Annotated in this window: 11 protein-coding genes; 5 read left to right on the forward strand and 6 right to left on the reverse strand. The window is 71.0% G+C overall.

Going from position 1 to position 14,492, the window contains the following annotated elements; translation table 11 throughout:
* The first annotated feature begins 116 nt into the window (after positions 1-116).
* The 4 genes from AC3WOH_RS19505 to AC3WOH_RS19520 all read left to right on the forward strand — a co-directional run bounded on the left by AC3WOH_RS19505 (position 117) and on the right by AC3WOH_RS19520 (position 5,836).
* On the forward strand, positions 117-1,745 hold the full coding sequence (locus tag AC3WOH_RS19505; RefSeq protein ID WP_492230958.1) for an ABC transporter permease: 1,629 nt from the start codon (positions 117-119) through the stop codon (positions 1,743-1,745).
* A 173-nt stretch (positions 1,746-1,918) separates the two neighbouring features.
* Complete coding sequence (locus AC3WOH_RS19510) at positions 1,919-2,827, forward strand: LysR family transcriptional regulator (RefSeq protein WP_184857460.1); 909 nt, start codon at positions 1,919-1,921, stop codon at positions 2,825-2,827.
* A gap of 120 nt (positions 2,828-2,947) precedes the next feature.
* Positions 2,948-4,339 (forward strand): 8-oxoguanine deaminase, encoded by a 1,392-nt coding sequence (locus AC3WOH_RS19515; RefSeq protein WP_492230959.1) that lies wholly within the window; start codon positions 2,948-2,950, stop codon positions 4,337-4,339.
* A gap of 186 nt (positions 4,340-4,525) precedes the next feature.
* A complete protein-coding gene (locus AC3WOH_RS19520) occupies positions 4,526-5,836 on the forward strand; it encodes a nucleobase:cation symporter-2 family protein (RefSeq protein WP_492230960.1) in 1,311 nt (436 codons plus the stop codon).
* Positions 5,837-5,845: 9 nt separating this feature from the next.
* Here AC3WOH_RS19520 and AC3WOH_RS19525 read toward each other — a convergent pair whose 3' ends face one another.
* On the reverse strand, positions 5,846-6,688 hold the full coding sequence (locus AC3WOH_RS19525; RefSeq protein ID WP_492230961.1) for an AraC family transcriptional regulator: 843 nt from the start codon (positions 6,686-6,688) through the stop codon (positions 5,846-5,848).
* A gap of 97 nt (positions 6,689-6,785) precedes the next feature.
* Between AC3WOH_RS19525 and AC3WOH_RS19530 the strand changes: the two genes are divergently transcribed.
* A complete protein-coding gene (locus AC3WOH_RS19530) occupies positions 6,786-8,213 on the forward strand; it encodes an MFS transporter (RefSeq protein ID WP_492230962.1) in 1,428 nt (475 codons plus the stop codon).
* Positions 8,214-8,275: 62 nt separating this feature from the next.
* On the opposite strand, the gene AC3WOH_RS19535 is transcribed toward AC3WOH_RS19530, so the two are convergent.
* The 5 genes from AC3WOH_RS19535 to AC3WOH_RS19555 form a co-directional block, all read right to left on the reverse strand.
* Positions 8,276-8,596 carry a hypothetical protein gene (locus AC3WOH_RS19535; protein ID WP_492230964.1) on the reverse strand — a complete coding sequence of 107 codons (321 nt, stop codon included), beginning with the start codon at positions 8,594-8,596 and terminating at the stop codon, positions 8,276-8,278.
* Between the two features lie 128 nt (positions 8,597-8,724).
* On the reverse strand, positions 8,725-10,260 hold the full coding sequence (locus tag AC3WOH_RS19540) for a PepSY domain-containing protein (protein WP_492230965.1): 1,536 nt from the start codon (positions 10,258-10,260) through the stop codon (positions 8,725-8,727).
* A 15-nt stretch (positions 10,261-10,275) separates the two neighbouring features.
* On the reverse strand, positions 10,276-12,468 hold the full coding sequence (locus AC3WOH_RS19545; RefSeq protein ID WP_492230967.1) for a TonB-dependent receptor: 2,193 nt from the start codon (positions 12,466-12,468) through the stop codon (positions 10,276-10,278).
* Positions 12,469-12,589: 121 nt separating this feature from the next.
* A complete protein-coding gene (locus AC3WOH_RS19550; protein ID WP_492230968.1) occupies positions 12,590-12,946 on the reverse strand; it encodes a DUF2946 family protein in 357 nt (118 codons plus the stop codon).
* Between the two features lie 78 nt (positions 12,947-13,024).
* Complete coding sequence (locus tag AC3WOH_RS19555; RefSeq protein WP_492230970.1) at positions 13,025-14,464, reverse strand: aldehyde dehydrogenase family protein; 1,440 nt, start codon at positions 14,462-14,464, stop codon at positions 13,025-13,027.
* Between the last annotated feature and the right edge of the window lie 28 nt (positions 14,465-14,492).

Consider the following 14,492-nt stretch of genomic DNA (forward strand, 5'->3'; position numbering starts at 1 on the left):
CCCCATTTTAGGTGGCCGGGGCCAAATGCTTAAAATTCGCATTTGCATTCCCGAACTTCCCTGGTGCCTTGTGCCGGGACCGGCATGCGCTGATCTCTTTGCCGAGCCCTTTCGCCTTGCGCCGCACACCCTTTCGCCCCCAAACCATTCCCCTGGTCCTGCTTGCAGGCGTGCTGGTCCTGCCCGTGCTGGCGGTGCTGGCCTCGTGGCTGCCCTTTGGCCACACCGATGTGCAGGCCGGCGCCATCCTGCGCGAGATGGCGTCCACCGTGCTGCCGGGCTATGTGGTCACCACCCTGTGGCTGAGCGTGCTGGTGGCGCTGGGCGCGGCCATCGTGGGCACGGGGGCGGCGGCGGCGGTCACGCTGTTCGACTTCCCCGGCAGGCGCACCCTGGAATGGCTGCTGCTGCTGCCCCTGGCCATGCCGGCCTATGTCACGGCCTATGCCTACACCGACTTCCTGCAGTTCAGCGGGCCCCTGCAGGTGTGGCTGCGCGCCACGTTCGGGCTCGAAGGCCGGCTGCTGCCCGAGGTGCGCAGCCTGGGCGGCGCGGTCTGGGTGTTCATCTTCTCGCTCTACCCCTATGTCTACCTGCTGGCGCGCACCGCGCTGGGCGAGCGCGCCGCACATTTGATGGAGGCCGCGCGCCTGCTCGGTGCGCCGCTGCCGCGCCGCATCCGCACCGTGGCCTTGCCGCTGGCGCGCCCGGCCGTGGCGGCGGGCGTGGCCCTGGTGCTCATGGAGACGCTGGCCGATTTCGGCGTGGCCAGCTACTTCGGCATCCAGACCTTCACCACCGGCATCTACAAGGCCTGGCTGTCCATGGACAACCGGCTCGCCGCCGCGCAGCTGGCCACCATCCTGCTGGTGGTGGTGATGGCCCTGCTGCACCTGGAGCAGCGCGCGCAAAAGCGCATGCGCTTTGCCGGCGGCCTGGGGCGTGCGGGCTCGGCCGAGGCCCAGCCCCTGGTGCTGCGCGGCGGGCGCCGGCTGCTGGCCTGGGCCGTGTGCGGGCTGCCGGTGCTCATGGGCTTTGTCGCGCCCGTGGTCTTCATGCTGCGCCCGCTGGCGGCCGACTGGTCGGTGCTGCCCTGGGCGCGCTTCGTCGAATGGGCCGGCAACAGCGTGCGCCTGGGCGCCATCACCGCCGTGCTGGCCGTCATCGTGGCGCTGGCGCTGGCCTTTGCCGTGCGCCGCAGCGCCGACGCGGTGGCGCGCGGCGTGGTGCAGCTGGTGAGCCTGGGCTATGCCGTGCCCGGCGCCGTCATCGTCGTGGGCCTGCTGCTGCCGGTGGGCTGGCTGCAGGCGGCCATGCCCCAGTGGGGCCTGGGGGCCCTGGTCACCGCTACTGCCACCGGCATCGTCTGGGCCTACCTGGTGCGCTTTTGCGCGGTGGCGCTGCAGTCCATGCAAAGCGGCTATGCGCGCATCCCGCAAAGCCTCGACGACTCGGCGCGCATGCTGGGCACCGGCGGCGCGGGCCTGCTGGCGCGCGTGCACTGGCCGCTGCTCAAGCGCTCCACCGCCGCCGCCGCGCTGCTGGTCTTTGTCGACGTGATGAAGGAGCTGCCCGCCACCATGGTGCTGCGCCCCTTCAACAGCGACACCCTGGCCGTGGTGGCCTACCAACTGGCGCGCGATGAGCGCCTGGGCGAGGCCGCGCTGCCCTCGCTGGCCCTGGTGGCCGTGGGGCTGGTGCCGGTGATACTGCTCAGCCGCACCCTGCGCTCCGGCAAGCGCTGAGAGCGGCTCAAAAAACTCTTCTGGCGTCGTTGCCGCGTCTTGTCGTACTGCTCGTACTGCCTGCGATAGCTACGAGGTGTGGCGCCTAGCCAGAACCGCTTCGCTGAGTTTTGTGAGCCGCTTGAAGCCGTGCATCTGCAGCACTTGGCGGCAAACCGGGTAACCTGCTCCCCATGCACGCCCGAGTTCTCCGCTACCTCGACGAAGTGGTGCGCCGCGGTTCCATCCGCAAGGCGGCCGAGCACCTGCACGTGGCGCCCACGGCGGTCAACCGCCAGATCCTGGACCTGGAGGCGGAACTGGGCGCGCCGCTGTTCGACCGCATCCACAACCGCCTGCGCCTCACGCCGCTGGGCGAGATGGTGCTGGCCCATGTGCGCAGCACCCTGCGCGAGCATGCGGCGCTGCGCGAGCGCATTGCCGAGTTCAAGGACGAGCGCCGCGGCGAGATCACGGTGGCCACCACGGCGGGCCTGGCGGGCTCGCTGCTGCCCTCGCTGGTGCATGCGTTTCGCCAGCGCTACCCGGGCATCGCGGTGCGCGCGATCGACCTGCCCATCACCGAGATCCCGGCCGCCGTGGAGCGCGGCGATGCCGAGCTGGGCCTGGGCTACGACCTCTCGCTCAAGCCCGCGCTGCGCACCCTCTCGGCCAGCGAATGGCCCATCGGCGCCGTGGTGCCGCCCAGGCACGCGCTGGCGCGCCAGTCCTCCGTGCTGCTCAGCGATTGCATCGGCCATGCGCTCATCCTGCCGGCGCCGCAGCTCACCATCCGCACCCTGCTCGACGAGGCCTTTGCGCGCAATGCCATCACCGTGACACCCGTGGCCGAGTCGACCTCGATGGCGCTGATCCTGCGCCTGGTGGTGCTGGGCGAGGGCATCGCGCTGCTCAACCCGCTCGACGTGATGGAAGAGCGCGCGCGCAACGCCCTGGTTTTCGTGCCGCTGCGCGACCCCCACCTCGCGCGCCAGACCCTGGTGCTGGCGGCGCGCGCCAAGGGGCAGCTCAGCCCCGCGGCCGAGCTCATGGCGGCCAACATCACGGATGCGCTGGCGCGCCTGTTCGCCACGGCACGCTGAAGCCAGGGCATCCTGGGTGTCCACATTTTGTGGACACTGCAAGCGCAATTCGGCGCTATCGCCAAGGCGCCAGCATTCCTAGACTGGCGGCATCGAATCTGCCAAAAGAGAAGCCGCCCCATGAGCACCCTGATTGCCCTGAACGCCGATGTCCTCGTCACCATGGACGCGCAGCGCCGCGAGATCCGTGATGGCGCCCTGGTGGCCGACGGCCCCGCCGTGCAGTGGGTGGGCCCCACGGCCGAGCTGCCGCTGCACTACCGCCGCATGGCCGACGAGGGCCGGGCCCAGGTGCTCGACATGCGCGGCCGCGTGCTGCTGCCCGGCCTGGTCAACACCCACCACCACATGTACCAGAGCCTCACGCGCGCCGTGCCCGCGGCGCAGGACGCGGAGCTGTTCTCCTGGCTCACCAACCTCTACATGCTGTGGTCGCACCTCACGCCCGAGATGGTGCATGTGTCGACCCAGACGGCCATGGCCGAGCTCATGCTCTCGGGCTGCACCACCACCAGCGACCACCTGTACCTGTACCCCAACGGTGCGCGTCTGGACGACGCCATCGCCGCCGCGCAGCAGATGGGCATGCGCTTTCACGCCGCGCGCGGCTCCATGAGCCTGGGCCGCAGCAAGGGCGGCCTGCCGCCCGATGCGGTGGTCGAAGAAGAAGAGGCCATCCTGCGCGACAGCCTGCGCCTGATCCAGCAGTACCACGACGCCTCGCGCCACGCCATGCTGCGCGTGGTGCTGGCGCCCTGCTCGCCGTTCTCGGTCACGCGCGGGCTGATGCGCGAATCGGCCCTGCTGGCGCGTGCGCACGGCGTGTCGCTGCACACCCACCTGGCCGAGAACGACAACGACGTGGCCTTCTCGCGCGAGAAGTTCGACATGACCCCCGCGCAGTACGCCGAGAGCCTGGGCTGGGTGGGCCGCGATGTGTGGCATGCGCACTGCGTCAAGCTCGACCCCGAGGGCATCGCCCTGTTCGCGCGCACCGGCACGGGCGTGGCGCACTGCCCCTGCTCCAACATGCGCCTGGCCTCGGGCATCGCACCGGTGCGCAGCATGCGCGATGCCGGCGTGCCCGTGGGCCTGGGGGTGGACGGCAGTGCCTCCAACGACGGCGCCCACATGCTGGGCGAGGCGCGCCAGGCCCTGCTGCTGCAGCGCGTGGGCCACGGCCCGGCCGCCATGGGCGCGCGCGAGGCGCTGGAGATCGCCACCCTGGGCGGCGCGCGGGTCTTGAACCGCGACGACATCGGCGCGCTGGCGCCCGGCATGTCGGCCGACTTCGTGGCCTTCGACATGTCCGCCGTGGGCTATGCGGGCGCGGGCCACGACCCGGTGGCCGCCCTGGTGTTCTGCACCCCCGCCAACGTGGACACCAGTGTCATCAACGGCCGCGTGGTGGTCGAGCGCGGCCGCCTGCTCACGGCCGACCTGCCCGTGGTGCTGGGGCGACACAACGCGCTGGCAAAGACGCTGTTCGAGCGGGCTGCCGCCGGCCACTGATCGTTCCATTTCCCAACTCCCACCGGGCTGCCCCTTCGCGGGCGGGCCCGGTTGGCCCTGGGCGCATGCCGCCCGCCACTGCACACAAGGAGCCGCTGCCAGACACCCGACGACCCCGTACCGCGCATCCCTCACATGACGACAAGTGCCCACAAAAAAAGGGCCAACGGACAAGGAGACAAGACCATGGAACAACAACTGCTCTACCAGGTGGAGGACCGGCCCCCGGTGCTCGCCACCGCCGTGCTGCTCTCGCTGCAGCACCTGCTGGCCGCGCTCGGCGGCATCATCGCTGTGCCCCTGGTGGTGGGCGGCGCGCTCAAGCTGCCGGCCGACCAGATCGTGGCGCTGGTGAATGCCGCGCTGCTGGGCTCGGGCATCGTCACCATCATCCAGTGCAGGGGCGTGGGGCCCGTGGGCATCCGCCTGCCCTGTGTCATGGGCACCAGCTTCGCCTTTGTCGGCGCGGGCATCAGCGTGGGCCTGGAGCATGGCGTGGCCGGCATCCTGGGCTCCTCGCTCGTGGGCTCGCTGGTGATGATCGTGGGCAGCTTCTTCATGCCGGTGATACGCCGCTTCTTCCCGCACACCGTGACCAGCGTGGTCGTGACCCTGATCGGCCTGTCGCTCACCCCCGTGGCGGTGGACTGGGCGGCCGGCGGCGTGGGCGCGCGCGACTATGGCGCCGTGGGCCACCTGGCGATTGCGGGCTTTGTGCTGGCCCTGGTCATTGCCTTTGTGCAGTGGGGCAAGGGCATTGTCTCGGCCAGCGCCGTGGTGCTGGGCATCGCCAGCGGCTATGTGCTGTGCCTGGCGCTCGGGCTCATCGACTTCACCCAGGTGCGCGAGGCACCGGTGTTCGCCATCCCGCAGCCGCTGCACTTCGGCATGGCCTTCCCGGTGTCGGGCATCGTCGCCATGTCCATCGCCTTCCTGGTCACCATCGTCGAGACCACGGGCACCTTCATGGCGCTGGGCGCGGCCACGCAGACGCGCATCCCGGGTAAGCGCCTGGCCAGCGGCATCCTGTGCGACGGCGTGGGTTCGGCCTTTGCGGCCGTGATGTCCAGCCCGCCGCTGTCCACCTTTGCGCAGAACGTGGGCGTGGTCTCGCTCACCGGCGTGGCCAGCCGCCATGTGGTCACGCTCACGGGCGTGCTGCTGTTGCTGGCCGGGCTGTTCCCGGTGCTGGGGGCGCTGGTGGTGACCATTCCGCAGCCCGTGCTGGGCGGCGCGGGGCTCATGATGTTCGCGATGATCGTCGCGGCTGGCATCCGCATGCTGGCCGGCACCGCGCCCTCGCGCCGCAACACGCTCATCATCGCCGTGTCGCTGGGCTGCGGCCTGGCCGTCACGGTGCGGCCCGACCTGCTGGCGCGCATGCCGGCCTTTGTGCGCGAGGTCTTCGGCTCGGGCATCACCGTGGGCGCGCTGGTGGCCGTGGCGCTGAACCTGCTGCTGCCCGGGCGCGAGCACGAGGAAGACGAGCCCGCCTGAAGGGCGCGCTCAGTCCTCTCGCCCGCTGCGCTGCGCAAAGTAGCGCGCGGGCGAGGTGCCGAACGCGCGGCGGAACATGGCGATGAAATTGCTCGGCGTGGCATAGCCCAGCGCATCGGCCACCTTGGCCACCGGCTCGCCGCGCGCCAGCGCCTCCAGCGCATGTACCAGGCCGGCCTGCTGGCGCCACTGCGCAAAGCTGGCCCCCAGCTCGGCCTGGCACAGCCGGCTCAGCGTGCGCGGCGACAGGCCGGCCCAGTCGGCCCACTGCTCCAGCGTGCGCGCGTCGCCCGGGTCGGCCAGCACGGCTTTGGCAATGCGCAGCAGGCGCCGGTCGGCCGGCATGGGCAGGTGCAGGGGCTCGTGCGGTGCGCTCTTCATCTCGTCAAGCAGCACGGCTGCCACGCGGCGCTGCGGTGCCGTCAGCGCCTCCTGGTTCGTCCAGGCCGCGGCGCGGCGCACCAGGGCGCGCAAGAGCTCGCTCACCCCGAAGACGCAGGGCGCCTGCGGCAGGCCGCGCGCCGCCTCGGGGGTGATGACCACGTTCCAGCCGCTGGTCACGCCGCTGATACTGGCCGTGTGCTCCTGGCCCGGCGGGATCCAGCCTGCGCGGTGCGGTGGCATGAGCCACGAGCCTTGGCGCGTGCGCATGTGCACCAGCCCGTTCTCGATGCAGAACAGCTGGCCTCGCAGGTGGCCGTGCCAGCCGGTCTCGCGCGTGCCCAGCTGGAATTCGCTGGTGGGCTGGTGCGTGCCCCACACGGCGATCAGCGCCGGCCCGTCGGCGCGCTCGCTCAGGTCGCGAAAGGCCTCGTTCACGGAGACGCGGGAATCAGGGGCGGAAGATGCCATGGCCGGATTTCATTGTTTTACGTCCATATGACGTTATCACTCCATGCCCCTCCCGGTCGAGACTGCAGGCTTGTTTTTTTGTTATCGGAGCCTGTCCATGTCCGCTGTTCCCCTCCCTGTCTCCCCGCCCGCGCCGATGCTGCGCCCCCACCTGCCGGCCTGGCTCATCGTCACCATGGCCTGCACCGCCTCGTTCATGGTCGTCATGGACGGCTCCATCGTCAACGTGGCGCTGCCCGCCATCGAGCGCGACCTGCAGCTGTCGCATGCCGCGCTGCAGTGGGTCATCGATGCCTACCTGCTGGCCCTGGGCGGCTGCATGCTGCTGGCCGCGCGCGCGGGTGACCTCTATGGCCGCCGCCCGGTGCTGCAGGCGGGCCTGGCGCTGTTCACGCTGGCCAGCCTGGCCGCGGGCCTGGCCGGCAGCGCGCCCTGGCTGCTGGCGGCGCGCGCCGTGCAGGGCGTTGGCGCGGCGGTGCTGGCCACCTCGTCGATGGCGCTGGTGATGGCCGCCACGCACCACGACAAGGCCGCCCGTGCGCGCGCCATGTCGCTGTGGGCGGCGCTCAACTCAGCGGGCTTTGCCTTTGGCGTGGTGATCGGCGGCCTGCTCACCGACCTGGCCGGCTGGCGCTGGGTGATGTTCGTCAACGTGCCCGTGGGCCTGGCGCTCATGGCCGGTGTCGCGGCCAGCCTGCTGGCCCCGCCGCCACGCAGCACGCGCCCGCCGCTGGACCTGCCCGGCGCCCTGGTCTCCACGCTGGCCAGCGTGGCGCTGGTCTACGGCATCACCCAGTCCACCGAGCTGGGCTGGGGCTCGCCCACCGTGCTCGGCGCTTTGGCCGCAGCGGCTGTGCTGTGGCCGCTGTTCGTGGCCATCGAGGCGCGCAGCGCCAGCCCGCTGGTGCGCCTGTCCATCTTTGCGCTGCCCAACCTGCGCGTGGGCAATGGGCTCATGCTGTGCCTGGGGGCCACGCTCACGGCCTCGGTGTTCCTGGTGTCGGCCATGCTGCAGCATGGCGCGGGCTACAGCGCGCGCGACACGGGCCTGGCCATGCTGCCCATGGGCGTGGCGCAGGCGGCTGCGCGCCTGGTGTTTGCCGGGCGCCTGGCGCGCAACGGCGCGGCGCGCCTGCCGCTGTGGGGCGCGCTGGTGGCCGCGGCCGGCCTGGCCTGGCTGGCGGCGATGCCGGCCGAAGCGCATTTCCTCACCCAGGTGCTGGGCCCCACGCTGCTGGTGGGCGGCGGGCTGGGCCTGGTGATCCTGGCGGCCACCCATGCCGTGACCTCGGGCGTGCCCCTGCAGGACGCAGGCCTCGCCTCGGGCCTGGCCAACACCGCGCGCCAGCTCGGCGGCGCCCTTGGCGTGGCCGCGCTGGCCACGCTCGCCGGGGCCGTGGCGCAGGGCGCCGGCGGTGTGCCCCAGGCCGCGCAGCTGGCGGGCTACCACGCCGCGCTGCTGGCCGCGGCGGGGCTCAGCCTGGTGTGCGGCGTGGTCTCGCTGGCGCTGCGCCGCGCGGACTGATGCCGGGGCCGCGCCCATGAAAAAGCCGCCCGAAGGCGGCTTGCCGATGGGGCCAATCGGCTTTATTCGTGCCAGTCGGCGTGTTTTTCGCAGAGCTTGTTCGTCTCCTTGCCCTTGCGCGTTTCGGCAAAGGTCACCAGGTTGCCCTTGAAGTCGTCGGGCGTCTCGTTCCACATGCAGGTGCACCAGGCCTGCGCCTTGGTCTGGCCGCGGATAGGGCTCTTTTCGTCGCCGCCCTCGTACAGCTTGGCGGCATAGCTCAGGCACTGGCGGTACTGGCCGTCGCCTGCGGGCGGGGTGTTGTAGTCGGTTGCGGCCAGGGCGGACGTGCCGGCGGCCAGCACGAGAAGGGCGCCCGTGAGCGCGGTGCGGATGGATTGCATGAAAGACCTCTGCCAGGTGGTTTTTGGTGTTGAAAATGGCGGGGCCTGGGGGCGCGCGGCAAGCGCTGCCTGCTGCGCGCCACCCAGGTGTTACGCAGTGTATATCCGAGAAACAAAAAGTTTCAAACTTATTTTGCCGCGGGCTGGGCCGCCTGCACCGGGCCACGCCAGGGCCGCACCAGCCGCCGCCAGCCCACCACCACGCCCGTGAGGCTGAGCACCGCGCCACCCAGGCTCAGCACGATGAGCAGCGCATCCCACAGCGGCCGGTGCGCGAGCAGCGGGCCCCAGTCCCAGCTGTGCAGCAGCGCAAACAGCCAGCGGCTGGCGCGGCGGTGGGTGTCGCTTTTGTCGAGCACGGCGCCGGTGTGCGGGTCGATGTGCACCCAGGTGGCGTGTGCGTCGGCAAACACCACGCGCAGCACCGGCAGGGGCTTGTTGTCGCCCCCGCCGGTCATGGTGTGCGCGGCGCGGCTGTAGTAGTGCAGGTCGTACCCGCGCAGCAACTCGGTGCGCGCCACGGCGTCGGGCAGCAGGCGCGCGGCGGCGGCCTGCAGGTCCGCCGGGTCGAGGGCCCGGGCCTGCGCGCTGGCGGCGTCCAGCACGGCGGGCGCGCCCGTGGGGCTGGCGGCCAGCACCAGGGTGTGGCCGGCATGGCGCACCCAGCGCAGCTCGCGCGTGTTGGGCGATGCCGCCGCCAGCAGGGCCTGTACGCTGGCAGCCCCTGCCGGCACGGTCAGTGCGCCGCCGTGCATGGCCTGGGTGCGCAGGGCCGGTGCGCCGCTGTCGAAGAGCTTCCAGGGGTTCATGGACATCAGGCCGCTGAAGATCCAGGTCAGCGTGACGGCGGCGAACAGCAGGCCGAAGACATGGTGCCAGCGCATCATGAAGCCCCGGTAGGGCGAGCGCGAGCCGCTCTTGTAGCGCCGCGTGAAGCGCCAGCGCATGACGCCCACCACCGTGCCCGTGATGGTGAGCACGATGCCTGCGATGGACAGCCCGTTCACGATGTCGGCCCACCAGGCATTGAACACATTGCCGCGAAACGGGTAGAGCCAATGGATCCAGGCGCCCACATAGTTCCAGCCGCGCTCGCTGCGCGTGGCGTCGCGCACCACCTCGCCCGTGGTGCCCGAGACATAGACCTCGGTGCCCGCCGCATCGCCCAGGGCCAGGCGGTGCAGCGGGCGGTGCGCATCGAGTGCGCGCGAATGGGTGAAGGCGTCCTCGTCCAGCGTGCCCAGGTGGCGCGGCGCGCCCTCCGTGGTGCCGGCAAAGGCCTGCGCCGTGGCCGTGGCCCAGGCCGCGTCCACGCCGCGCAGCACCTGGCCGGTGGTGGCATCGACCACCGTGGCCGGTTTGCGTTTGGGTGCGCCCTCGGGCTGCACCAGGTAGACCGCGCGCCCGCCGCTGGCCACGGCCAGGCGCAGGTCGGCCAGGGGCTGGCCGACCAGGCCCGCAGCGCGCAGTGCAGCGGCGGGCTCCAGCGCGATGAGTGCACCGCGCAGCGGCGCCAGGTGCTCCAGGCGCTCGGTGGCCGTGAGCTTGGGGTAGCCCACGTACATCATCACCACGCCCGAGACGAACCACATGGCGAAGAAGGCGCACAGCACCACGCCGGCCCAGCGGTGGACCAGGTACAACCAGCGCTTGGCGTGTTGCATGCTGCGGGCCCTCCGTCAGAACGCGGTGTGCAGCGTCAGGTCGGCCGTGCGCGGCGCGCCCAGGTAGACCTGGTCGCGCACCTCGGCCGCGTAGGTGCGGTCGGTGGCATTGCGGATGCGCGCCGTGAGCGTGGTCGCGGGGCCGAGCTTCCAGCCCAGGCCCAGGTCGAGCAGCGTGTACGAGGGCCAGTACTTGGTGTTGGCCGCATTGCCATAGACCTTGCCCACATGGCGCAGCCCCGCGCTGGCCGTGACGGTGGGCGTGATGGCGTATGACACCCAGAGGTTGGCCACGGCCTGCGGCACCAGGGCCGGCACCTTGCCCGCCATGGAGACGCCACCCTGCACGAAGTTCTCATACCGTGCGCGCGTGAGCGCCAGGTTGCCCTGCAGCTGCCATTGCGCGCTGGGGCGCAGGCCGGCCGACAGCTCCACGCCGCGCGAGGACTGCTCGCCCACCAGCAGCGTGAGGTTGGGGTTGGCCGGGTCCTGCGAGGCGATGTTCTGGCGCCGGATCTCGTACACCGCCACCGTGGCGCTGCCCTTGCCGTCCCAGAAGTCGAACTTGCTGCCCACTTCGACCTGGCGGCCCGTGGTCAGCTCGCTGTTGTTGCGCACATCGGCAAACGAGGCCGAGGCCAGCGAGCCCGAGGGCGGGTCGGCCGCGTTCGAGGCCTGGGCGTACAGGCTGGCGCCGGGCGCGATGTCCCACACCAGGCCCAGGCGGCCCGTGGTGGGGTGGTAGTCGCGGCTGAAAGTGGCGGGCGCGGCGGCGGTCACGGCGCGGCGGTTCACCAGGTCCAGGCCGATGCGCTCGTGGCGCAGCGCGGTCACGAGGTTGAGCCCGGGCACCAGTGCCGTGCGGTTTTCCAGGTACAGCGCCGTGGTCGTGGCCTTGTTGTCCTTGTCGGCGCTGTAGGTCGGCGACAGGCCCGGGATGTCGAAGAAATTCTCGGTGCTGAAGCGGGTCGGGTCCACCGTGCTCACGGTGAGCGATGGTGCCAGCGGAAAGCGCGTCTGCTTGTTCACGCTCACATCCAGGCCAAAGGCCCAGTCGCTCTTGCGGCCCGCCAGCTGGCCCTGCCAGGTGCCTTCGATGCGGTTGCCCAGCAGTGTCTGGTCGTGGCGCTGCAGAAAGGGCGAGCTGCGCGCCACGGCGGTGTTGGCGGCGTTGAAGGTGTAGATCTCCACGTTGCGGTAGTCGCGCAGCGCGTCGTAGGCATAGAAGGTGTTGCGCAGCTGCAGCGCGTCGGACACGCGCCACTGCGCCACCGAGCGCAGCCACTGCACGCGGTGCTCGTACACGCCGTCGGCGCTGTTGTAGTTGGCAAAGCGCGTGGCCGGGTTGATGTGCAGCGCGCCCACGGCGGGGTTGAGCACCGGCGTGCCCCAGTAGGGGCGGTCCACATGGTCCTTCTGGTATTCATAGGCCAGGGTGTGGGTGAAGCCGCCACCCAGGTCCGACAGCAGCGAGGTGGCCAGCTGCGTGGCCTGGGTTTTCGTGCCCGTGGTCCAGCTGCCCGCATCGCGGTGGTTGAGGTCGATGCGCGCGAAGTGCGCGGGGTCGGCGCTGCCTGCGCCACCTGCGATCTGCCGGTTCAGCCCCACGGAGACTTCCTTGAGCCCGTAGGAGCCGCCGCGCACCTGGCCCTCGGCAAAATTGCCGCGCTCGGCCGTCTTGGTCAGGTAGTTGATCGAGCCGCCCACGCCGCCCGAGCCGTAGAGAAAGCTCGACGCCCCGCCGATGGCCTCCACGCGGTCGTAGATCCAGCTGTCCACCGCGCGCGTGGCGCTGCCGTACTGCGGGTTGATGCCGTTGTACAGCTGGGCCACCGAGTTGGCCGTGAAGCCGCGGTAGCTGGCGGCCATGGAGCCGGGCGCGTTGTGCGCGCTGATGCCGGGCACGGCGCGCAGGATCTCCTGCGTGTCCTGCGCGCCACGCGCGTCGATGGTGGCGCGGTCCACCAGGGTGACCGAGGCCGGCGTCTCGCGCGCCGTGAGGCCCAGGCGGCTGCCCGTGGCCACCGGGGTGTCGAGCTGCAGCCGGCCATTGGGCTGGGCCGCGGCATCGACCACGTCGACCGGCTGCAGGGTGGGCGTCTGCGCCGTGGCGGCCAGCGGCACCAGGGCCAGGATGGCGGTGCACAGGGGCGACAGGGGGAAGAAGCGGGCGGGCGCGGCAGCACCGGCCAAAAGGGAACGGGACATGGCAAAAAACTCTCTGGCGGACGGCATGGCACCGGGCTGCCGGTGCGCACCGTCCGCGCACGGACGACGGGACAAGCTGCGCAACCCCGGGCGGTCCGGGGCCACGCGTGCGGCGGTCAGGTCAGAGAGAGGTCGGTGGCCCGCGCGCGGGCAGCGGCGCCGCGGTGATGGCCGCGATGCGCGCCGCCTCCACGGGCTGCAGGGCATGCGCCAAGGGCTGGGGCAGGGGCAGGGTGGCCAGTGCCACCGGGGGCGGGGCGCTGGCGATGGAGCACAGCGGGCAGTCCATGCCCATGCTGCCCATCTCCACGGCGCCATCGTCGGTCTGCACCAGCAGCTTGATGGTGCCCGCGCCCGAGCAGATCACCTCGATGGCCTGCGGGTTCACGAGCGGCGAGGCGATGGCCACGCCCATGGACGCCATGAACCAGGCCAGCACCAGAAGGCGCAGGGCGGCAAAGGTTCGAAGGGCGTGCATGGGGCGCAATTATGCCGGCAAGCCGCCCAAAGCAAATCGGGCGCCCAGGGCGCCCGATTGATTTCCGTCAAGCAGCCATCACGCCTGCGTGTACGCCGTCTTCACCGTGGTGTAGAACTCGGCGGCATAGCGGCCCTGCTCGCGCGGGCCGTAGCTGCTGCTCTTGCGGCCGCCGAAGGGCACGTGGTAGTCCACGCCTGCCGTGGGCAGGTTCACCATCACCATGCCGGCCTGGGCGTGGCGCTTGAAGTGCGTGGCGTGCTTGAGGCTGGTGGTGGCGATGCCGCTGGCCAGGCCGAAGGGCGTGTCGTTGGCCAGGGCCAGTGCTTCCTCGTAGTTCTTCACGCGCTGCACGCTCACCACGGGGCCGAAGATTTCTTCGCGGTTGATGCGCATGCCGGGCGTGGTCTCGGTGAACAGGGCCGGGCGCAGGTAGAAGCCGGGCGCGCCGTCGGCGTTCTTCTCCAGGGCTTCGCCGCCAAAGGCCAGCTTGGCGCCTTCCTGCTGGCCGATGCCGATGTACTCCAGGTCCTGCGCCAGCTGGCGGTCGTCCACCACGGGGCCGATGTCGGTGCCGGCCTTGCGTGCGTCGTCCACCTTCAAGGTCTTCATCTTCTCGACCATGGCGGCCACGAAGCGGTCGTGGATGCCTTCGGTCACCACCAGGCGGCTGCTGGCCGTGCAGCGCTGGCCGGTGGAGAAGAAGCCGCTGTTGATGGCCGCGCCCACGGCGACGTTGATGTCCGCGTCATCGAGCACCACGAAGGGGTTCTTGCCACCCATCTCCAGCTGCACCTTGGCGCCGCGCGGCACGCAGGCCGCTGCCACGCGCTGGCCCGTGCCCACCGATCCGGTGAAGCTCACGCCGGCGATGCGCTCGTCTTCCAGCAGCACCTGGCCCACGTCCGAGCCGCGGCCCATCACCAGGTTGAACACGCCGGCCGGCAGGCCCGCGCGGTGCAGGATGTCGGCCAGCGCCCAGGCGGAGCCGGGCACCACCTCGGCGGGCTTGAACACCACGCAGTTGCCGTAGGCCAGCGCCGGGGCGATCTTCCAGGCCGGGATGGCGATGGGGAAGTTCCAGGGGGTGATGATGCCGATCACGCCCAGGGGTTCGCGCGTGATCTCGATGCCCACGCCGGGGCGCACCGAGGGCAGCACCTCGCCGCCGGGGCGCAGTGCCTCGCCGGCAAAGAACTTGAAGATGGCGGCCGCGCGGCCCACTTCGCCAATCGCCTCGGGCAGGGTCTTGCCCTCTTCGCGGGCCAGCAGGTCACCGAGCTCGGCCTTGCGCGCGATGATCTCGTTGCCCACGGCATCCAGCACGTCAAAACGCTGCTGCGGCGTGGACAGGCTCCATGCCGGGAAGGCGGCGTGCGCTGCCGACACGGCTTCCAGCGCCTGCTCGCGGCTGGCCACGGCGTAGTCGCCGATCACGTCGCGGGTGTCCGAGGGGTTGGTGTTGCGGTAGCCGCGGACGCCTTCGGTCCAGGTTCCGCCAATCAGGTTTGCGTGCATGGTGTGGTGCAGGTAGTGGGAAAGTGGT

It is taken from the genome of Acidovorax sp. FW305-C-20-28 (assembly GCF_058783375.1).